The organism is Nostoc sp. DedQUE07 (genome assembly GCF_034530975.2).
Lineage (GTDB): Bacteria > Cyanobacteriota > Cyanobacteriia > Cyanobacteriales > Nostocaceae > Nostoc.
In genome coordinates this window covers 265,068-287,224 of sequence record NZ_JAVRCC020000003.1, presented here as the reverse complement: position 1 = coordinate 287,224, position 22,157 = coordinate 265,068, and the positions used below count along the sequence as shown (strand labels likewise).

Here is a 22,157-nt window from a genome sequence, read left to right as displayed (position 1 = left end):
GGAATGACAAAAATCCTTCTTCCACTAGTGGTTAGTCAAGTTAAGTTTGCCGGGTTTGTAGTGAGGGCTTTAACGCTTAAATCAAGGACTAAAGTCCTGACTACAAACTTATTTACCAAGCATTGTTGCCTTGAAAAACTACTAGTATTTGAAATTCACGTAAGTCTCGACTTTGTTCTTAGGTAAGCTTTCTACTAGCTGACACCGTAGCATTTGCTTTAGTTTTTCTGGGAGGCTTTGATAATAGTCTTGTGGGAGAGTCAAATCTACCTTTGGTGTGTGCAACCAATGCATAGCATAGCCCATGACTACCATCGGCCTTGGGTGGTTTGTCCGATTTGGGGAACCCCGATGTAGTGCTAAAGGCGATCGCACCATCACATCACCTGGCTGCATATAAAAGGATTCCATCGGAATTTCACCACTGGCAACTTTTTCTAATCCTTCTTCACGCGGTATAACATGAGTACCACGCGCCATTTGGAACGGCCCGTTTTCTGCGGTTACTTCCACAAGGGGAAAGTTAACTGCTAGGGCGTAAAGTGGTGTAACTATGCGATCGCTAAATAATGGGCGAAAGTCCCGATGGGTTTCTTGATAATCTGAACCCTGGAATGGGACATCAACTCCCATCTGAACCATCACGTATTCTTGGTAAAACACGCGATCCAGGACACCCATAATCACTGGATTGGCAAAAACTAACTCATTAGCAAATGGGTAAATCCAAGGCAAGGTTAGATAGTAGCGGGAAACTTCACGAGGAGCCAACCCACCTGGTTGATTTTGACGCTCGTGAAATAATTTTTCAAAAGCTTGTCTCCACTCGTCAATTAATTTTTGCTCAAAAACACCAGGAATGACACAAATTCCGTCTTGATTCAGTTTTTGAGCAAATCGGTCTAGGTCGGTAGCTGAATATTTCGCTATACCGCCTATACTTTGAACCATCTTTTTTATCCTCTTCAACTTATAACTAGAGGCGTATTAATATCAAACCTCTAGGAGATTTTTTATTGCTTGTCGATAGTAACGCACTATTTTTAAAATTGGTGGCTTATGCCAATCCTCTGTAACAATTAATTTATATTAATTATAACGAATTACTTAACATAACTAAATTCTTTGACCCTCCAGACAATGCAACGCGATCGCCTACTGTTTGAAGGGCATCTAATAGTCAAAAGAGTGCAGTTGGACTCAGCAAACCATCAATAGACACACCTGCATACATCAGCACATCGGCTGCTTCACGGGCGAAAGTAAGTGGGACTGCTAGCCCAATTCCAGAGTTACCACTTGTGAGTATGGCGGCAATGCCATCGCAGTTTATCAGAACCGCGATCGGAATTTTTGCTATTGCTGTTAGTTCTTGTCAAAAAATTGTCATAAATTTTCTCGATCTGTACTTGAGTGAATAGCTTTGTTCAAATCCCGCAGCAATTCTTCTTCTGCATCCCGCTCTTGTTTGAGTTCTCGAATCATTTCTTGACTAGAACCAATCAGCAAGCCAGCAACTGCACCAACGATCGCATATTTTTGCTCCAAACCTTTATACATTTGACTTGTGTAAGGGCAAGGAAGTAAATTAGCAATAATAAAACCAATTCCTGCACCTACAAATGCTGTCACAAAGGCAGAAAAAACGATTAATTTAGCGTTCATTTGCTTCGCTCCAATGCTTATAGCTTTGCTAAATTATCAGGAGATACTCTACATTGTGTCAGTGGTTCCCAAAGTTACAGCTTAATCTTTACCTCTTGTAATAATACCGATTCTGGGTTGAGTTGGTACTGAACCCCACCTTCAACCCCCTCCCCGCTCTTAGAGAGTCCAGGGTGGTTTCATACAAGCAGAGAAAAAATGAAACTATAGCAAGGGACTGGGGACTGGGTGAAAAGCCTTTTTGTGTCTAAATTTTATCATCTGTTAATGTCCTAACCATTTTGGCTGTTGCTATAGCTTTCTAAGTACAGCTTTGCGTAAAAGCGTAGTGTTTTTAATACAAGCCGATGTATTAACAAGGCCGCGGCCGCATTCACAATGCAAGCCGATGTATTAACAAGGCCGCGGCCGCATTCACAATACAAGCCGATGTATTAACAAGGCCGCCGATGTATTAACAATACAAGCCGATGCATTAACAAGGCCGCCGATGTATTAACAATAGACCTCTTGCAAAAAGCAATGAAAGCAAGAGGTCTAATAACCAATCTTTTGTCTTGACGGCGATTCATCGCGTTTCTTGCCTTAACCCTCTTCCTTTTTTACTTACTCGAATCATTACGTTTGTTATCATCAGCATTCTGCTTGATAATTACAGATGAATGTTGATGAGCGTTCGTCGTTCGCGCAGCGTCTCCGACTGGAGTTGGCATCGCTCTTGATTGTCCATCTTCGTTTCCATCTGGGGATGGCGGTTGGGAAGGTTTAGCAGGTTTTTTCTTCAAGAAGCGTTCTTCCAAAGTCTTGATGATTACGTACAGGACTGGAACAATCAGCAAACTCAAAATCGTTGCTACGAGTAGCCCGCCAAATAAGGCTGTTCCTAACGACCAACGCGAGGCAGAACCGGCTCCGGTGGCAATTACCAGGGGGAAAAATCCCAGCAAGGAAGCGCTTGAAGTCATCACAATCGGTCGAAATCTTTCTTGCGCTGCGGTTACGGCTGCTTGTCGAATTGTCATACCTTGTTCAAGACCTTGATTGGCAAACTCGACGATCAAAATCGCGTTCTTTGACGCTAATCCAATCAGCATCACTAACGCCACGTTTGCGTAGACATCATTCACCAAACCACGCAAAGATAAGGCACTTAATGCGCCTAACAACGCTAACGGTACAGTTAACAAAATAATCACCGGATCGATATAACTTTCATACTGAGCAGCCAGCGTCAGAAACACCATAATGATCCCAAAGCCAAAAATCAAAATCCCTAAGTTACCTGCACTTAATTCTTCGCGGGCAGTTCCAATCCAATCACTGCCAACCCCCGGTGTTGCTGCTTCAGCCACCGCTTGTTGCATTGCTTGAATCGCCTGTCCACTACTGTAGCCCGATGCTTCTCTACCTTGTAAATCGATCGCGCGGAAGCCGTTGTAATGGGAAATTACAGATGGGCCTGTAGTAGGTGTGATTTTTGCAACTTCACTCAATGGAACCATTTGGTTATTTGCCGATCGCACATAAAGCCGCTGAATATCATCTGGCGATCGCCGATAGTTAGCATCTGCCTGAACATATACGCGGTAGCTACGCTGTCCCAAAGTAAAATCGTTGACATACTGGGAGCCAATTGCAGCTCCGAGTGTGTTCACAGCTTCTTGAAAATCGATGTTAAGTGCTTCTAAACGAGTGCGATCGAAATCAATTTGAAACTGTGGCGTACTAGCAGTAAACTGGGTAAAAACGCCGCCTTTGAGCGCTGGTTTTTGATTTGCTTGGGCTAGCACCGCTTGAGCATTCGCAAAAAAATCATTGATTGTCAGTCGTCCGTTGGTACGGTCTTCTAGCTGTAACTCAAATCCCCCTAAAGTACTAAAGCCTTGAATCGGTGGGGGACTGACTGCGGTGATAATAGCTTCTGGAATCGTTGCAAATTCTTTATTTATTCGGGCTAAGATTCCAAAGGCAGTTTGATTGGGTTGAGTGCGCTCCTCCCACGGCTTGAGTTTTGCAAAGAACACACCGCGATTTGAACCACTACCTGCAAAGCCAAATCCCGAAGTGGCGAAAACGTTACTCACCTCTGGTTCTTTTTCAAGAATTTGTTCGAGTTTTGTAATTACTTGGTCGGTATAGTTAAGGGCAACTCCATCTGGCGCTTGAATAATACCTAAGACAATTCCCTGGTCTTCACTCGGAACAAACCCGGTGGGAACATGGGTAAACATGAAATAAGTCGCAGCTAAACCAACCACAAATAATCCAATTACCGCATAACGAACGCGAATCAGAAAATTCACCGTCGCTAAATACTTGTCAATAATCCATTGTAAAATTTGATTGAAACGGCCAAAAAACCAGCCAAGCGGGCCGCGTGCAGGTCGAGGTGGACGGAGCAAAATTGCCGATATACTCGGACTAAAGGAAAGGGCATTAAACGTCGAGATGGCGATTGAAAAAGCAATAATCAACGCGAACTGTTGATACATTTTTCCTGTCGAACCTGGGAAAAATGCCACCGGGATAAAAACTGCCATCAATACCAACGACGTTGAAACTACCGCTCCGGTAAGTTCATCCATTGCCTCGACTGATGCTTGCAGTGGTCGCATTCCCTGCTCAACTTTGCGGGCGATCGCTTCAACAACGATAATGGCATCATCTACAACTAATCCTGTTGCCAAAATTAAGCCGAATAACGTCAAATTATTCAACGAAAATTTAAATATATAAGCGAATGCTAACGCCCCAATCAGTGAAACAGGAATGGAAACCAGGGGAATAATTGTGGCTCGCCAGTTTTGCAGAAACAGAAAAATCACCAGTACGACAAGAGCGATCGCTTCAACCAGTGTTTTCAGTACTTCTTCAAGTGACGCTTGCACAAATCCCACGGTATCGTAGACAATCTGGGCTTTTAAGCCTGGTGGAAAGTCTTTCATCAACTCATTCATCTGAGCCTGAACGTTTTTCGCCACATCCAGGGCGTTACTACCAGGTAACTGATAAATTGCTATCCCAATCGACGGCTTACCATTATTTCTGGCATTGCTGCTGTAAGTCTCCGAGCCAAGTTCTGCACGACCCACATCTTGAAGTTTAATTAAACTGCCATTACTTCCGGCTTGAATAACGAGATTTTCAAACTCTGACGCATTTTTAAATTGACCATTGACTCGCAACGGAATTTCATAACTTTGACCTGGAGGGATAGGCGATTGACCTAACGTTCCGGCTCCGGCGAGAATGTTTTGCGATCGCAATGCTGTAGCAACATCTGTCACAGTTAAGCCTCGACTCGCCAGTGCATTCGGATCGAGCCACAACCGCATTGCATATTGCTTTTCACCAAAAATTGTTAAATCCCCAACTCCCGGCGTTCTCAGCAGTTGATCTCGCAAATTCAGATCGATATAGTTACTAATAAACAGCGCGTCATACTCATTATTTTCGGGATAAAGAGCATAGACTAACAAAATACTTGTAGAAGATGTTTGTGCTGTTACACCGAATTGTTGCACCGTTGTTGGTAGGCGAGGTGTAGCACGGGCGAGGCGATTCTGGACGTTAACTTGAGCAATATTTTTATCTACCTGCGACCCGAAATATACTGAAATTTGGCTACTACCTGCTGAACTGTTCGAGGTCATGTACTGCATTCCCTCAACGCCGTTAATTTGTCGCTCCAGCGTAGTTGTCACCGCAGTTTCGACAGTTTCCACATCCGCCCCGGTATAGGAAGCTGAGACTTGAACGCGAATCGGTGCAATATCTGGCAAGTAATTGAGCGGCAGCAACGGAATACACACGCCACCGACAATCAGAATCAGTAGAGTGCAAACGGTAGTTAATACCGGGCGTTTGATGAAGGTATTCGCGATCGAAAAAATCATAAACTATCCTGGATTTTTAAACAATTCGTAGTTCGTAATTCGTAATTCGTAATTAGGCATTACAGAAATGCGGGATGAATTGGCCGTTGAAACCATTGAAAATTCGTTTCAAATTAGGCGAAATCATCCCATTATTCAGCAACACTCGTAATTGAATAGGGGTTGATACCCTCGAATAATAAACGGCTTGTATGTTATTCGGGATTGAAATACCCGCCACAAAACATAATTACGAATTACGAATTACGAATTAGTAATTATTTCTTGAACTGGTGCGCCTTCTCTAAGTTTGAGAATGCCAGAAGTTACAATCGTTTCGCCGGATTTAAGCCCATCGATAACTTGATAATTGGGCCCTTGAATATCTCCCAGGCGCACTAAACGCTGATGCACAACTTGCTGCTGTTGTCCATTGACGGTTTTGTTTTCGGTGACAAACACAAAACTTTGTCCACCAATGCGAGAAATTGCAACGGTGGGAATCAAGATACCTGGTTGTCGATTCCAAATCACGCGAGCTCTAACGTATTGTCCATCGCGCAATCGCCCTTGTGAATTCCGAAAGCGGGCTTTGCTCAAAACTGACTGTTGATTAGAACTCACATTTGGAGAAATGTAGCTAATCGCACCTGTACCAATCACTTGTTGGGTGGTGGGATCGATTAACTGCACGGCTAAGTTCGTTCGTAATTGGCGCGATCGATTTGAAGGTATAGAAAGATTGAGATCCAGTGAATCGTTTTGTGTGAGTGTAGTAATTGTTTGGCCGATGTTGACATAATCTCCAACCTTGACCGGAAATTCACCAACTACGCCAGTAATGGGTGCTACCACTTGCTTGAAATTGAGGCTGACTCGCGCCGCAGCCGTGCTTGCTTGAGCTTGGCGGATGTTTGCCTGTGCTTGGCGGACGGCTGCCCTAGCTGCTGCGACTTGCTTTTCGGATGTTTGCAGGTCTGCTTGAGCAGTTTGTAAATTATTTCTACCAATGTCTAACTCTTGTCTTGCTATGGCTCCTTCGTTGACCAACTGTTGGCTACGATTGAACTGTGTCCGTTGCAGTTGAACATTTGCAGCCGCTTTGGTGCGTTGGGCTTCGGCTTGTTGTTGCTCTGCTTGAGCAGTAGCCAATGCTGCTTGCACCGAATTAGCAGCTGCGATCGAACTGGCGACATTGGCCTGAGCCTGATCTAAACTCAAAGATGCGATCGGCGTACCCTGCTGCACTCGCTGACCACTCGACACGAGAATTGATTCGATTCGACCCTGAGTTTGGGGCTGTAATATGACTTTCTGCTGCGCCTCCAACGACCCAACAAACTCGGAACTTTCTTCGATTGTGCCTGCATCAATCCTCTGAAGTTTTACTGGCAATGCTGGCGGGCTTTGAGCATTAGCTGCCGGATCGTTTTTTTGACAACCACTCGTCAATGCTGTGAGCATTAGTACGATAACTAATACTGGATTTGCAAGTAAAAAGTTTAAGTGTTTAAGTAGATAATTACGTTTTAGCATGAAACCAAATGCTGATTAGTTAAATCTAGGACTTACGCATGAGTTACGGAATAACGTAGACGCTTCGGCTTGCCGCAGGCTACCGCAGAGGCACAGAGAAGCCAGTGCGCCCTTGCGGTTCCCCGACTTGTTCGCTTTTAGCGTTCCCGCAGGGTAGCAACTGGCGTGGCACGGAGAAATCAGAGTTTGAGAGATATTTTGCGTAAGTTCTAAAATCTATACACTGTATAATTTTTCCGTCTCAATCTAAGGGGTTAAGAAAGCCTCCAGCTTTGCTGCAAGACAGCAGAATTCAGGAGTCAGAATTCAGAAGTAATCGATTACTTATTAAACCCGAATCACCCCACCCCCAACCCCTCCGCAGGCGGGGAGGGGAGACAAAGCACAGCTTTGGCGGGGTGGGGTTCTTTTATTACGGGTAATTTGGCGGACATGATATAAAACAGGTTTTATACCTGGCTTTGAAACTTAGCTTGTGTACTTCACTAACTTGAAATCCGCAATAAACTTTCTATATGTCTAGATATTTTATCGATCGCATTAGATGCATCTTTCATCGCATCACAGCTTTACGTCAAACAAACTTATCTCCAAAAAATCTTTAGCTTAATACTACGTGAGTTCGACGGATTAAAAAAAATACCAAAGATAGAGATAATTAAGTTTGTAGGGTAGATATCAAAGATTTTTGAAAATGATAAATAAGTAAGTCGGCACAATAAAAGCAAACTATGTAAAGAAAAGTAAAGAAGGCTTAAACTCTTTTTCCTCCTGCTTCTGCCCGATCGCAACGATAATTATTTAAGCCAACCTACTTAAGTATCTGACTTTGTATCTTAAATCCGATGTTGAAAAGCAAAGTAGTCCTAACAAATGAGGGAGCATCGAACCTCATTAAAATTAATTAAGCCCAATTACTTAGCAAACTAAGGCTTTGACACTCCAGCCAATTCAACACTATCTCCTGGCTTTGAAGGCCATCTGACAGTCAAAATAGTGCAGTCGGACTCAGCAATCCACCAATGAGACACACCCGCACACCAAAGAACATAATCACCTTCACGAGATAATAAAATTTCTCTATCTTCAAATTGCAGGCGAAATTCTCCGTGAATGAGAATTGAAAGCGTCGCAGCTTGGTTATTTACCGCCCATTCAGTTCTACTTTCACCTGCTTTGTGAATAGCCCATTTTACTTCTAGCATTTCCGTGGAACGCGGATCGTCTTCAGGGGTGATAAAGTGACCCATGAACCATCCCCAACGATTTACACCTTCAACGCCTGCGTTTCCATAAACAACTTTAGGCTGCATCACTTAACTCCAAAGAAGGAACCAAAATTTGTCCGGTGTAACCTGCTTGCTTGTATTGTTCAAGAACATGAGTTGCAATATTTCTTCCTTCACCAGCCGCAACCAAAGCGACACAAGCACCACCAAAACCAGCACCTGTCAGCCTTGCACCAAACACTCCCGGAGTATTTTGCAACAATTCGACTAGAGTATCCAGCGCAGGTACGGACACTTCGTAATCGTCTCTCAAACTGGCGTGGGATGCGTTCATCAATTCGCCAAAGCGCTCAGATGTTACTCCCTGCAATACTTCCAAGACGCGGTTATCTTCTGTAACCACATGACGGGCACGACGGCGTAGAGGTTCGGGCAGTTTTTCTGTTACCTCAACGTCAGTAATATCTCGTAGTGCTTTAACTCCTAGCGATCGCGCCGCTTCTTCACACTCAGCCCGACGCTGGTTATAACCGCTACTTGCCAGGGTGCGCGGTACGCCGCTATCAATCACCAAAATCTCTGCATTCTCAGGTAAAGGCATCACCCGGCGTTCTAAAGTCCGAGTATCTAAAAACAAGATATGTTCAGTATCAGCCAAACTAGAAGCCATCTGATCCATGATGCCGCACTGGACGCCAGCATAGTGAATTTCTGCTTGCTGGGCAAATTGGGCGATTTCAACGTCATCAATGGCAAGGTTCAGAAGTTGGCGTAATGCCCGCAGCGTTGCCACTTCCAAAGCCGCGCTACTAGACAAACCCGAACCCATCGGAACCGATGATTTCACGTATACAGAAAGCGATGGTATTATGTGTCCTGCTTTTTGCAAAACCTCAATACAGCCAAAAATATAACTGGCAAATTCAGACGGGGTATGATTGTCTAAAATGCTCACTTGCTCGTTGAGATTTTCCGAGTGAAAGTGATGATGGCCATCGCTACTCAAACCTAGTTCTACCGTCGTAGATTGAGGAATCGCAGTTGGCAAAACGAAGCCATCGTTATAGTCGGTATGTTCGCCTAGTAAATTTACTCTTCCTGGCGCACTGGCTTCAGTTTCAGATGGTTTCCCGAATACTTGTTGAAAGTCCATAATTTTTAATTGTACAAAGGTACAGGGCGTAACCTTCCTTCTACCTCAACATTAGGAAAATTTGGATCGAAAGTTAAATTTTCCAACTTTCCATCCTTGAGAATCACAAAAGTATCTTCAACCTTTGCCCCTGGTAAACTAGGGTTCCAAGCAACAGCAATACCTTCTGTCAAAGTATCAGTAGTAGTTGGATTGGCGACGATTTCTCGCGCCAGATATCCAGTGGTTCCTCCTTGGTGATGTTCGCGGATGGCATTAGGAAATCCATGCTGCTCATAAGCCTGAGCTAGGGCGTGATAAACTGCATCGAGACTGGTTCCGGGTTGGCACAAATTCAAAACTACTGCTTCTATTTCGCGCACATGGGAATGTAATTCGGCTCGTTCGTCTGAAAGCTTACCAAAACAAACAAATCGCGTTAGATTTGCATACAAACCGTAACCTCTTGCGCAAAACACCAGCATCGCTTGCTGTCCAATTTGTTCTCCGGTGGCTGTTGCATGACGGTACAGCGGTAAACGTCTTTCACCCGCTACCAGTGTCAGCGCCGGATGCAACCCTTTCGCCCATAAAGCCTCTGCACCTGCACCCGCTAACTGATATTCTGTCCAAGTTGGCTTGGCGGCTTTGAGTACCTCTGTCATTGCCTGACTAGCTTTTTGCCCGACTTGACGATATCGCTCTAATTCACTTGACATCATTACCCGTTTATGATTTTGCAGAGTTGGGGGTAACGGTTTTTCTAAATTGGAGATGGGGCGATCGCTAATTGTTTTTCCACCACCAGTTACATCACGAACAAAAGACTCACGGGCAGCATAATCAGCCCAAGGGTTCACATATACCCTAAAATTAGCTGGCAGTTCTTCATCCTGAAGACGCTGCGCTTCAATTTCATCCGTCAATACCCAGGCATCTTCAGTAGTTACTAATACTTCTGCTACACCAGTTTCAGCAGTCAGCAGCACGGTATTAGAAGCGCCAGCCGTCACCCAGGCAAACCAGTCTGTACCACGCAAACGCAGGCCTTGCACTTCGGATTCATGCAAGGTTTGTCTGATTAATTCGAGCTTTTTGGAGACTTCCTCATTCATACAAAATTAGTAACTACATGATGAATACAGACAATTATGAGATTCATCTGTGTTTATATGCGTATGTCTATGGTTTGAAAAAAACGTGAGTACGGTATTATATCGAGTTTGGCATTTCAATATTTACAACTAGTACTTATAATCCCTTGGCCTTTTTCTCTGTAAAGCATCACTAGTAAATATACTCACTTCGCCGAATTAGTAATTTTCTAAAAACTCAAAAATTTAAATTTCATCCAGTTGCTTAGAAAAGTGTATTTGTCATTACAGATCGACTTTACATTGACTAACCCCTTTAGGCGAACCGCACATCAAGCCAAGGTAGTTCTCAAGAACGATGTAAGCGTTAGCCAATATTTGAAACTATGAAAGCACAAAAGCTAGAAGGACACGAAAAAAAGCCCATGAAATCCCAAGAGACTGAAAACAAAATAACAGAAAATAATATTCCTCTGCCAGAGAACACAGCTAGCGATATGAATCCTCAAGAAACCGAGAAATCTGAGCCTATTACTCAGGCACAAAGGGATAGTGTAATCACCAATCAGGACTTACCTAATCCACTAGTTCGCTATGGTTTTACGCTGGTTATATTGGCTACTTTCTTATTTGTTGTCGCCATTTACTACGGAATTGTTAACCCCTAATTAATTTAACTGACTTAGGTTTCATAATAAGTACAAACTACTAGGATTACAGCTTACTAACTACTTCTATAGCAATCCTAAATCATTCGTGAGAGAGAAAATCGCTGAAAGGCTTTAAAACACCCACTTTTAATCTCAGTGTTTTCTCACGTTTCAATTCGGATTGCTATAGATAAAGTTGAGCTTAATTTTTTGTTTTATTTTGCTAAAAAATCATTATTCTTATGCCATATACTTACAAAATCTTAAGCTCATTTTAATAAAAAATTTGGTAAGCTTTGGAGCTTTGACACTGTATTTAAGATTACAAGTTCATTTAATACAAATATACTCCAATAGTTAGATGGAAATGGCAGTCATTAATTAGTTGATTACTTCTAGGGAAATGAATTGCATCATACCGTCTAATGATGTAAGTCTAAGAATTAAACCTGTTTTATCCTCAATACTCATCACCATTTAGCGATCGCAGTCATCTTTATCGTTGCCGATCACCAGTACCGGACTAACTTCGGCATTGATCACAGCATCCGGCCTTAGCTATCTCCCCCTCTATCCCGTCCGATTAAAGGGGGATTTTTGTATATTCAATACCTTCGCCAAAAAAAAGAAATTGATTATAATGAGGTGCGCTAGCAAAGCGTAATACCAATTCACTAAAGTTATGAAACAGATGTAAACCCTGAAAAACTTGATCTCTCTAAGTTTTTTAATTGTGTTAGCGTAGCGGGGCAAAGTTAGACGTAGTAGCGTGACATGCTTAAAATGTTGGGTTTAAAAAACTCACAAAGACTAAAATCTAATCATTAACAGAATTATTCAACCCAATAAATTCAACTTGCCGCGCTTGTAGATTGGGTTGCGCTCCGCTCCACCCAACCTACAATTTTTTTGCAATATTTTAGCCTTGCCATGCCACTACGCATATTTCAAAAATCAAATATGAGTACTATAGTTACTTCAGGTACTAGTATTTGATTTTTCACCTGGACGTTCGGTAGCAGGAGGAAACTTAACACTTTCTTCGACTCTATGGACTTCTGTGTTAGTTTGCTCTTCCGACAGGAGATCATCAGGGTTTAATGATTTATCAGCAGCATCATCAATTACTCCATTGGCATTAACATTGGGTTTATCAGAAGTTCCTTTATGGCTAGCATGTCCACTGGGCATAACTATTACCTCTCATTTTTATAACTAAACATCCCCAGACTAAACTTTTTTGTTTAGAGAAATACACTATCAGAAGGCTTATAGCAAAACTATCAGAATCCAGTCTAGAGTTATATAGATTTCTCGTAAGGGTAGAGCAATACTCATTGATGTCAACTTAAGCAAAAAGGTTGCAGAAGATGTAATCTAAGAACATCTGGTTTGATGTTATTAGTGATACATCATGAATAAAAAACGTCCAGCGCGACTCGGCAACCCAGACCTGCGTTAACAAAAACCTTTTACCTCTGTTGTTAATAATCAAAAATTGCTATAAGTTGGCTTCAACTTCCCCAGAAATTTGAGTATAGCTGAAACTACAGCATCCGGCGACTCAATCAAGAAGCCGTGACCACCGCGTTCGATGACTACAAGTTCAGCATTGGGAATACCTTGAGCAAGTTGTTGAGAAAACTTTAGCGGAGTGAGAATATCTTGTTTACCAACCAGAACTAAGGTAGGACAATGAATTTCTTGGAGGCGGTCTATTGTGTTACTACTAAGGATGGCTTGGCTGTGATGATAAAGTGAATGAGTTGCAGGCGGGAAAGGATATCTGATAGCAAATTCAATCAGACCTTCGATCGTGTCAGGAATTGAGTAGAACGTATCTGTAAATATCCAGGGCAAGATAACTTTTTCATAAAGTTTTAGGTCTACATTGCTAGGAAGTTCGCCCCAAGTCTCAATGATGCTGTTGAATAATGCATCACCTTTTGCCAAAGATGAAAGTAGTATCAGACTTTTTACCTTTTCAGGGTGTGCTAACACTAGCTCTTGAGCTATCTGACTACCCATTGAATGACCTGCTAAATGCACCCGATCGATGCCGATGCGATCGAGCAATGCTGCAACGTCACTAGCCATCTGCTTCAGACTATAGGGGTTTTCGGGAGCAGAACTTCTCCCCATACCTCGGTTATCCAAGCGAATGACTTGATACTGCGAAACCAGCGATGGCATAATCAGCGACCAATAAGCATGATCGCAAAGAAAGCCAGCTATTAATAGCAAAGGCTCACCTGTTCCCTTAATGTCGTAGAACAAATCAATCCCGTTAATCTGAACCTTGGGCATAGTAAATGATTTTGCTAAACCTTATTTTTAAGTAGGGATAGACAAGGCTAAATTCCTACGTCTTGAATTTCTCGTCCACCGGAATTTGATAGCCATTGGCGAGGCGATTGGTCATATTAGCAGTAGCTGCGATCGCCATTAGTTCCCCAAACATAGTATCATTCATACCCTTGGCACGTGCTGCCGCTGTGTGCGAGGCGATGCAATACTCACAGCCATTCGTTGCACTCACAGCAATATAAATCAGTTCGCGCATCAGTGGATCGATCTCACCAGGGCTAACCATCACTTCCTTCAACGCTTGCCACGTTCGTTGCAGGGTGGGAGGATGGTTGGCTATGGCTTTCCAAAAGTTATTGATGTAGTCATTCTGACGTGTAACGCGGATGTCGTCATACACTGCACGTACTTCGTCGCTGGCTTCTTCGTATTCAATCAGCTTAGTCATGTTTTGATTCCATATAGTTTCCCCAGCGAGTGGGAACCCCTAGATTGTAATACTGAGTTGCAATTAAAGATAGTAATATCATGTCCTCTAGGCGTCCATAGGTGAAAATTCTACATCGTCTACAAACGACTTGGCATAGACTAGCATTTCTTGGGTGTTCTAATAGAACAGACTAAACAGGAAATTTACACTATCTTGTCAGATAAATAGGTGGGGTAGTCTATGAAAAAATTCCTACAGCGTATTAAAGCATTACTCAAACGTATCCTCAAGAGGTCTGCATCCAATTCTCAGCAACTACCACCTCTAATAAATACTCGATTAGAAACTTCTATTTCAACTGTTTCTCCCCGATGGGAATCTGGTTTGGTGCTTGTGTGTTCGCAATGTGCAAACGAGCGGTTAGGCTCAACCGCTTCCGAAGATTTAGAGAATTGGTTGAAATCTCGTTTAAAGTTTGAGGGATTATGGGGTGATTTTCGGGTAGTTAGCACCAGTTGTTTAGGAGTTTGTCCCCGGATGGGCATTACTGTAGTTATTGTAAGTAATGGAAGCCACGGAAATAGTCCATGCTTAATTATAAACTCTCCAAGCGATCGCGAACTTCTCTATTCATACATCAAACAGAATATAAGCTGACGGCAAAACTTTGTTAAAGCTTCTAATTATTGAATATCAGACTGGATTCGACCTTGCACTATGTTTCAATCAAGTGGCAAATAAAAAAGGGAAAAGGGTGTGAATATTGGAATTCACCCCTTTTTACAGGTTATTAGGGAGGTAAAGAATACTTATCCAACCCCTATTAATATCATTCTGGTCTCAAGAATTATTCTTTTATACGAGGTATATTTGGTCTTATAAAGGTAGTTGAGGAATTAGCACTTCGAGCATTAGTGCTTGAAGAAGCAGTAGTTGGCGAACTGAGATTCAAGAAATCGATGAGTTTGAGAGTACGATTACGAATTTTCCAACGCCCATTTCTGTTAACGACTTGATCTTCATAAGTGCCATTAGCGACATCAATGCTGGTTTCCGAGCGTTTGTGAGTCGCATGGAGATAAGAAGTCATCGTTGCTTGATTATTTTGAATTGAAATGTTTATTGTACCCATCAAGTGTTGAGTAGCCGTGTAACCATTTCCTTGAAATACTGAATAGACAAAATCTGCCCAAGAATCTGTCCCATAATTTGTTTGAGTTGCCCCATCAGGAAAAATGGCGGTAAGGACTGAATCTTGAGTAAAACAATCCCGATAAATATTTTTTCCTTCTTGGAGATTTCCTCTACCAATAGCGTCAGTTCCCAGGGCGTAACAGGATGTTAATTTTTGAATTTCTAATTCTGCATTAGGTTGAGTTGCACTTGCTACCTCAAACTTACCTCCAACAAACAGCACAAGAATAACTGCAAGCGCAATTAAAGTTATACGATTTAACAGGAACGAAATAGCTTTTGAAACTATTCCCCCATTTTCTCTTCTTTTTTCCACAAGATGATTCCCTTAATTATTTACGATTTTTGCATCTTGTACTTTACTACAAACTAAAGTTTAGGCTAATATTTTTAGCCCATCAAAACTGTCTAATATGCTTGTAGACTTCACTAGTAATTGACTTTTATATCTACTAGAAAATCTTTTTTCTAGTAAATGATAAAGCTAGTACATACAAGAGTTGATGTATACAATTAGTTATAACAGTTAATTAATAAGTTACAAGTGCTAATTGTAACTAACTTTGTATTGATTTGATTAAGTAATAAAGTCACTACTTACATACAGGACTTACGCAACCATCACCCTTGAGAAACAGTAAATTTATCGAAAATTCACTTTATCAAAATTGCCAATGCAGATATAAACTAATTTAATCAAGAATACTGCAAACCATCCGCATCCATACCGAAATTTAAGGAAAACTATCAAAAATTCTTTATTCCCCCAAAATTGGAATAGAAATTATAAATTGTGTTCCTTGTCCCAAGACTGATTCACAAATCAAATTTCCACCATGATTTTCAACTATAATTTGCCGACTAATGGATAATCCTAATCCCGTACCTTTTCCTACACATTTGGTAGTAAATAAATGTTCAAAAATGCATTCTTTAACTGCTTCAGGCATTCCTTTGGCATTATCTTGAATCTTAATTACCACCTTGTCATTATCTACTTCTAGAGAAGTCTCAATAGTAATAATATTAGGATACTTTTCTTGAATTTCTAAAAAATCACGACCGATATTTGCTTCTTCTAAAGCATCGATTGCATTTGCAATAATATTCATAAACACCTGATTCAATTGTCCCAAATAGCATTTCACGGATGGGATATCTGCATAGTGCTTAATAATCTTAATTGCTGGACGATTACCATCGGCTTTCAGACGATGTTGTAAAATCATCAAGGTACTATCAATACCTTCATGGATATTAGCTAATACTTTGGAGGTAGTATCAGCACGAGAAAAAGTACGAAGAGATGTACTAATATTGCGAATACGCTGTGTTCCCACTGTCATACCATCAATCATTTTTGGTAAATCTTTTAGCAGAAAATCTATATCTATCTCTTCAGCTTTTTCTTCAATTTCAGCGCCAGGATTGGGGAATTTTTCTCGGTACAGTTGCAGATAGTCTATTAAATCTTTAACAATATCTTTTGCTTGGGCAATACTACCTGTAATAAAACCAATGGGATTGTTTATTTCGTGTGCTACACCTGCAACTAAATTACCCAGAGAAGACATTTTTTCACTTTGGATAAGCTGTAGTTGCGCCTCTTGTAAATCTTTTATCGATTGTTCTAACTCTTTAGATTTATCTTGCGCCTTTGTGTACAAACTGGCATTTTCTATTGCAATAGCCATTTGAGAAACTAAGACTTTTAATACCTCTACCCTTTCTGGAACAAAAGCCCCTGATGATAATTGGTTTTCTAAATAAATAATACCAGTAAGCTGTGATTGGTACATAATCGGCAAACAAAAGATTGATTTTATTCGAGATTTTTGGATATAGATATCAAAATTAAAAGGCTCTGTAACTGTTGCATCATTTAATACAATATATTGCTGAGTTCGGAGAACGTAATTAATCACAGACAGTGGTAAATCTTGATAGGTTTCAACCGGAATAGAACGTAAAACCGTCACCACATCATCAGTAGCATTTCCAGAAGCTTCAATATACAAATGATTATCTTTAAGTAAGAGTAGTGCTGCTTTTTGGGCAGCAGCATTTTCTAGTAAAATTTGGATTAGCTTACCCAATAAATTTTCTAAAACAATTTCATTAGTAATCGCTTGTGAAAATTTGATGAATGCATTAAAATCTAGAAAATCGCTTAAGCTGTTATTGGTAGTAGTGTTAGTGGTAATATGAGTTGTATCAAGTTTTGAACTAGTGTTTTCTATGGTAGTAGTTTGTCCTACTAGAAAAACATACTTTGATTCTAGGTGTTTAACTTTGGCGATCGCACCCCAACGAATATAGGCATAATAGGCTTTAGTTATATAAGTTTGATGAATTAATTCTTTACCTAGAAACTGATAAAATTTTCCAGCTAACTCATAGGCTAAAGCTTCTTCTTGGAGAAAACCGTTTGCTTGAGATTTGGCAATCGAGTTTTCATAATAGTCCATTGCTTCTAGCTTTTGACCCAAAACCTGACACCGTTCTGCCTCTACGAGATAAAATCTATGTAAGTGATTGGTAGGAGCATGAGTAGCCCAGAGTTCCATCTTTTGCTGATTAGCTTGAACTTTTTCTAGAATAGCTTGCTTCTCAGACTCTTTAGCAGTATGATATATTGCCAAGTGGGCTAAAGAATCGTAGAAATAAAACACTGGGACAACAAACAACCCTGTAACACCACCTAAAGAGTTTTCTGCGATCGCAGCATTTTCTACAGCTTTAAAATACTCTCCAAATATGTAAGAGAGCATTAGCTTATTAACAAATAAATGGTTAATTGTGTAAAGGTCATTTACTTGCTGATGAATTGGCAGCATACTTTGCTCGTTGTAGGCTTCTCCAATTAAACAGTCCGCATTTTCAAAACTTCCTTTCAAGTTCAAAACTGTTTGCAAATACACTGAGTTCCAAGTGAAAGCTACTTGTTGATTGATTTTTTTCAGCGAATCACAATAAGCTATCAGTTCTTTTTCTAGAACCCAAAGTTCTTTACCCAGCCAAAATGAATGATAGGGATAAATGTAACCACAATAACCAGCATATTCTAAATCTCCAGTTTCCAGACCACTAGAATATCCTGACATTGATGATGTTAATGTCTCTCTAACATGCTCTTTCCAATGCATAACATGGGCACTAACAACCGTCAGAATTTTCGCCTTGAGTTCTTCAGCATTAAATTGTGACACTAGGTGAGAAGCTAGTTTCCCAAATTCATAGCCAGAATCAATTTCTCCTTGAATTCCACAAAGAAGTAATCCATAAAGACTATAACCATAAGCAGATACAGCTGTATTTCCATACCTTAAAGACAAATTAACCATTTTACAGACAATAATTGGCATCATTGCCGGAGCAGTTTGAAAAGCCGCAGGAAGAACTCCCATTAAGATTCTCATCGCTGCAATCTTGTTAGGATCGGTCATTAATGGTAAATTAATTAAATCTGCAATGGCTTTCCCTTTCAAAGAAACAGCAATTTCATCCATCCCCTGCTGAATATCAGTTGATGTCGGTTCGTCTGGAAAATTTATTCCTAATAATTGCAGAATTGATACTGCTATTTGAATGGCTTCCAGTTGTTTGCTTTGAATGATAGAAGCGATAATCTGTACTTCATAGACTTTCACTTTATCTAAAAGAATTTTGGCTTCTTGCTGCACCACCTTAGCCCATGTTTGCATCTGCTCAAAATCACCACCCAGATAGGCTGCCTCTGCGGCTCCTTCATATAAACCGATAGTTAAGGTATATTCCGTTTGCCAAGCATCTATATTTAAAAGTTCTATCCCATTTGTGAAGTATTTAAGAGCAGCTTCGTAAGCTGTAGAAGCTTTAGCTTTTCGTCCTGCAATTAAATTTAATCGTGCCAATTCAGTTTTTTCAGATTGCTCTATCAGGTTAACAATACCTACATTTAACTGATTGACGATATCAAAAATGTTAGCTTCTATTTCCTCTTTAGGTATATTTTGAAGAAGCAATTGCCCAATTTTCAGGTGAATAGATTTCTTAAGTTCTTCTGGAATTAAGGAATATGCTGCTTGTTGTACTCTGTCATGCAAAAACTTGTAACCCACCCGTGAAGTGTCGAAATTTAAATTAACCGCTTCTTCTTGATTAAAAACTAAAGGGATGCGGTAAGCTTCATTTAAAGGCAGAATTAATCCTGCTTGCAAAGCTGAGTGTAAATCATTTGCTGTCAAAGAAGGTGATTTTTCATTTACTATCGATAAAACATCCAAACTAAATCTGTCACCCACACATGCTGCTAATTTTAAAACATTTTGGGTGAACTGTGGTAGTTTTTCAACTCGGCTGGCAACTAATTCAACTACATTCTTATCGGTAATTCCAATTGCTTGAATATCCTCTAGACTCCATTGCCATTTAGCATTAGCAAAGTCAAATTTTAACAGTTTTTCTTGATGAAGTGCTTGAATTAGTTGTGTTATAAAAAATGGGTTTCCACCTGTTTTATTACAAATTAACTCAGCTAGTTTAATAATGTCTTGGTTAAAGACTGCTGTTTCTTCATCCTGCTTCACTTCTAATTTTTGAAGAGTTTCGGCAACTAGCTGAGTTACATTGCCTAAATTTAAGGGTTGTAATACAAGATTATTAACAACCGTCCCACTATTCTTAATCTCTTCTATCTTTTGGATTAAAGGATGCGCTGAATTAACTTCATTATCTCTATATGCACCAATAAATAAAAAGTATTTGCTATCGGTATCAGTTACGATCAGTTGAATTAGATTTAAAGTAGCTGAATCTGCCCATTGTAAATCATCTAAAAATATGACTAATGGGTGTTCTTTTTGAGTAAAAACTTGGATAAATTCTTTAAAAACATGATTGAAACGATTTTGTGATTCTGTTGCACCAATTTGGGCAACTTCCGGCTGTATACCGATGATTAATTCTACTTCTGGAATTACGTCAGTAATAACTTTTCCATTTGTTCCTAAAGCTACTAATATTTTACTACGCCATATTTCTATTTTTTCATTATTCTCGGTCAGCAAATATCGCATTAAGTAAGCAAAGGCTTGAATTAAAGAAGCATAAGGTATATTCCGTTTTAACTGGTCAAATTTACCAGAAATAAAGTACCCTTGTCTACGAGTAATTGGTTTATTAACTTCATTGACTAGAACTGATTTGCCAATCCCAGAATAACCAGAAACTAGCATCATTTCACTAGTTCCAGATGAAACTCGCTCAAATGCAGCTAAAAGTTCATTAACTTGTTCTTCACGACCATATAATTTTTGAGGAATTAATAACTGGCTCAATATATCTAAACGACCTGGCACAAAATCAGTAATGATTCCCTTTGTTTCTAACTGCTTGAGACATGATTCTAAATCTGCCAATAATCCTGTCGCACTTTGATATCTATCTTCCGCATTTTTTGCCATCAACTTCATTACAATTTTAGAGATGGCGGCAGGAATTTTTGAATTTAATGATTGCGGGTTTCTCGCTTGAACTGCAATGTGACTATAAACTACTTCTAAGGGATCTTGGCTAACAAATGGTGTTTTCTCAGTGAGCATTTCATATAAAGTCACACCAAGAGAATAAAAGTCAGTACGATAATCAAGAATGCGATTCATTCTCCCAGTTTGTTCAGGAGACATATAGGCAAGTGTGCCTTCGACGCAGTTAGGGTTATTAAATTGGGGATTTTCTTTATTGAGACGGGAGGCTATACCAAAGTCAGCGAGTTTAACAATACCTGTCTGGGAGTTAATTATGATGTTATTAGGTTTGATATCTTTATGAATAATCTGATTATTATGCAAATAATCTAAAGCTTTAGTAAGTTGAATAGCAATCTTTAAATAATTAATTAAGTCAAGTTTTTTTATTTGGAGTAGTTGAGATAAGGACTGACCACCAAAGTCTTCTAGCAATAATCCTACACGGTTTTCAAAGGTTTCTAGACTGATAGCTTTAACTATATTGGGATGGTCTAAACCTTGTTGAATTTGATACTCATTTTTAAGGCGAGTAAAGGCTTCAAGGGTCGGATATTCATTTTTAAGCAGCTTGAGGATAACTCGCTGTTGCGTCTTTGGCGTTTGTGCTTGATAAATAATTGTTTGGATTCCTTCGTGGAGAGTGGAGTTGATTTGGTATCCAGTACGATTTGGCATTGATTTTTGACTATAAAGTTATAAAATTAGTGTCATACCCATTCTGCGGTGAAAGGGGTTCTAGTTTAATTATTCCCAGCAAGATCAAATTATTAACATTGGGATTCCGTACTTAAGGTTTGTACATTAACAAGTAATTATTCTTTTGTAATAGAAACTAGTGGCTAAAATGTGATTGTAACTTTTACGCCAACCGCAGATAAGGACACTTCTGTAAAAATCCAGATGCCTTATTATGGGCATCCAAATTATGAGTATGCGTTGGCGTAGGTCGAATAATGCCATCAAATAGGTCATCCAACCCGTAGGGTGTGAAAAATTGCCATTGTCCCTGGGTATCTAGTCGAACTCCCACAGCAGTAGCGGTGTGCAGCCAATCTGTGATGCCATCCTCTGTACTAGTGTAAGGTCTGCTACCAAGCCGCCAACGAGCAAAACTGGCTTGATTTTTGACATCAAACTCGTCATCAGGAAATTGTTTTGTGAGAATCGCCTTTGCTGCTAGTTCTTGGGAACGGTTTCCCTCTATATCAAAGAATGCAATATCAAAATCTTTAATACCTAACCCACAGTCATTGCCAAAAATTGAAGACCAAACGGTGTTTCGGACTGCACCCCCGGCTAACCACCAGTTAGGTAGATTTAGTTGAGCGATCGCAGGTAATACTGTATTAATACGTGTATCAGCTAAAATCATCTGTAGGCGAGTGTTACTATTCATATCAAATTCCTGGGATTAGTCAAGTAGAAGGTGAAAATATTATCATTCGCATTTCATTAAACTTACGGGATTGATAGTCCTGTTGTGACACTTGGCACGTCAATGTTTATCATGAGAAATTCTGTATTAATAGTATAAA

The 22,157-nt window shown here is 40.3% G+C and carries 15 protein-coding genes and 1 pseudogene; 3 read left to right on the top strand and 13 right to left on the bottom strand.

Going from position 1 to position 22,157, the window contains the following annotated elements:
• Positions 1-141 precede the first annotated feature (141 nt).
• The 7 genes from RMZ95_RS04025 to RMZ95_RS03995 form a co-directional block, all read right to left on the bottom strand.
• Complete coding sequence (locus RMZ95_RS04025) at positions 142-951, bottom strand: phytanoyl-CoA dioxygenase family protein (RefSeq protein WP_322686043.1); 810 nt, start codon at positions 949-951, stop codon at positions 142-144.
• Positions 952-1,386: 435 nt separating this feature from the next.
• A complete protein-coding gene (locus tag RMZ95_RS04020) occupies positions 1,387-1,665 on the bottom strand; it encodes a hypothetical protein (protein ID WP_322686042.1) in 279 nt (92 codons plus the stop codon).
• Positions 1,666-2,267: 602 nt separating this feature from the next.
• Positions 2,268-5,561: an efflux RND transporter permease subunit gene (locus tag RMZ95_RS04015; RefSeq protein WP_322686041.1), complete on the bottom strand. Its 3,294-nt coding sequence runs from the start codon at positions 5,559-5,561 to the stop codon at positions 2,268-2,270.
• A gap of 243 nt (positions 5,562-5,804) precedes the next feature.
• Positions 5,805-7,076, bottom strand: a complete 1,272-nt coding sequence (locus tag RMZ95_RS04010; RefSeq protein WP_322686040.1) for an efflux RND transporter periplasmic adaptor subunit — start codon at positions 7,074-7,076, stop codon at positions 5,805-5,807.
• Positions 7,077-8,002: 926 nt separating this feature from the next.
• Positions 8,003-8,389, bottom strand: a complete 387-nt coding sequence (locus RMZ95_RS04005; RefSeq protein WP_322686039.1) for a signal peptidase I — start codon at positions 8,387-8,389, stop codon at positions 8,003-8,005.
• On the bottom strand, positions 8,379-9,458 hold the full coding sequence (gene galK / locus RMZ95_RS04000; RefSeq protein ID WP_322686038.1) for a galactokinase: 1,080 nt from the start codon (positions 9,456-9,458) through the stop codon (positions 8,379-8,381). The genes RMZ95_RS04005 and galK overlap by 11 nt, the downstream gene beginning before the upstream one ends.
• Before the next feature lie 5 nt (positions 9,459-9,463).
• The gene (locus RMZ95_RS03995) at positions 9,464-10,552 is read right to left on the bottom strand and encodes a M24 family metallopeptidase (RefSeq protein WP_322686037.1); all 1,089 of its coding nucleotides are present in this window, start codon (positions 10,550-10,552) and stop codon (positions 9,464-9,466) included.
• Between the two features lie 404 nt (positions 10,553-10,956).
• Between RMZ95_RS03995 and RMZ95_RS03990 the strand changes: the two genes are divergently transcribed.
• The gene (locus RMZ95_RS03990; protein ID WP_322686036.1) at positions 10,957-11,199 is read left to right on the top strand and encodes a hypothetical protein; all 243 of its coding nucleotides are present in this window, start codon (positions 10,957-10,959) and stop codon (positions 11,197-11,199) included.
• Between the two features lie 450 nt (positions 11,200-11,649).
• A pseudogene (locus RMZ95_RS03985) lies at positions 11,650-11,733 on the top strand (hypothetical protein); the annotation flags it as partial.
• Between the two features lie 426 nt (positions 11,734-12,159).
• Here the strand turns inward: RMZ95_RS03985 and RMZ95_RS03980 are convergent.
• The 3 genes from RMZ95_RS03980 to RMZ95_RS03970 all read right to left on the bottom strand — a co-directional run bounded on the left by RMZ95_RS03980 (position 12,160) and on the right by RMZ95_RS03970 (position 13,936).
• Positions 12,160-12,372: a hypothetical protein gene (locus tag RMZ95_RS03980; protein WP_322672767.1), complete on the bottom strand. Its 213-nt coding sequence runs from the start codon at positions 12,370-12,372 to the stop codon at positions 12,160-12,162.
• A gap of 300 nt (positions 12,373-12,672) precedes the next feature.
• The gene (locus RMZ95_RS03975; protein WP_322686035.1) at positions 12,673-13,488 is read right to left on the bottom strand and encodes an alpha/beta hydrolase; all 816 of its coding nucleotides are present in this window, start codon (positions 13,486-13,488) and stop codon (positions 12,673-12,675) included.
• A 55-nt stretch (positions 13,489-13,543) separates the two neighbouring features.
• Positions 13,544-13,936, bottom strand: a complete 393-nt coding sequence (locus tag RMZ95_RS03970; protein ID WP_094350326.1) for a carboxymuconolactone decarboxylase family protein — start codon at positions 13,934-13,936, stop codon at positions 13,544-13,546.
• 222 nt (positions 13,937-14,158) lie between these two features.
• Here RMZ95_RS03970 and RMZ95_RS03965 point away from each other — a divergent pair, with 222 nt between their 5' ends.
• Positions 14,159-14,575: a (2Fe-2S) ferredoxin domain-containing protein gene (locus RMZ95_RS03965; RefSeq protein ID WP_322686034.1), complete on the top strand. Its 417-nt coding sequence runs from the start codon at positions 14,159-14,161 to the stop codon at positions 14,573-14,575.
• Positions 14,576-14,765: 190 nt separating this feature from the next.
• Here RMZ95_RS03965 and RMZ95_RS03960 read toward each other — a convergent pair whose 3' ends face one another.
• From RMZ95_RS03960 to RMZ95_RS03950, 3 genes are all read right to left on the bottom strand, one after another.
• Positions 14,766-15,428 carry a nuclear transport factor 2 family protein gene (locus tag RMZ95_RS03960; protein ID WP_322686033.1) on the bottom strand — a complete coding sequence of 221 codons (663 nt, stop codon included), beginning with the start codon at positions 15,426-15,428 and terminating at the stop codon, positions 14,766-14,768.
• A 442-nt stretch (positions 15,429-15,870) separates the two neighbouring features.
• Positions 15,871-21,297, bottom strand: coding sequence for an AAA family ATPase (locus RMZ95_RS03955; protein WP_322686032.1), 5,427 nt, complete (start codon positions 21,295-21,297; stop codon positions 15,871-15,873).
• Positions 21,298-21,481: 184 nt separating this feature from the next.
• Positions 21,482-22,018 carry a nucleotidyltransferase family protein gene (locus RMZ95_RS03950; RefSeq protein WP_322686031.1) on the bottom strand — a complete coding sequence of 179 codons (537 nt, stop codon included), beginning with the start codon at positions 22,016-22,018 and terminating at the stop codon, positions 21,482-21,484.
• Positions 22,019-22,157 lie beyond the last annotated feature (139 nt).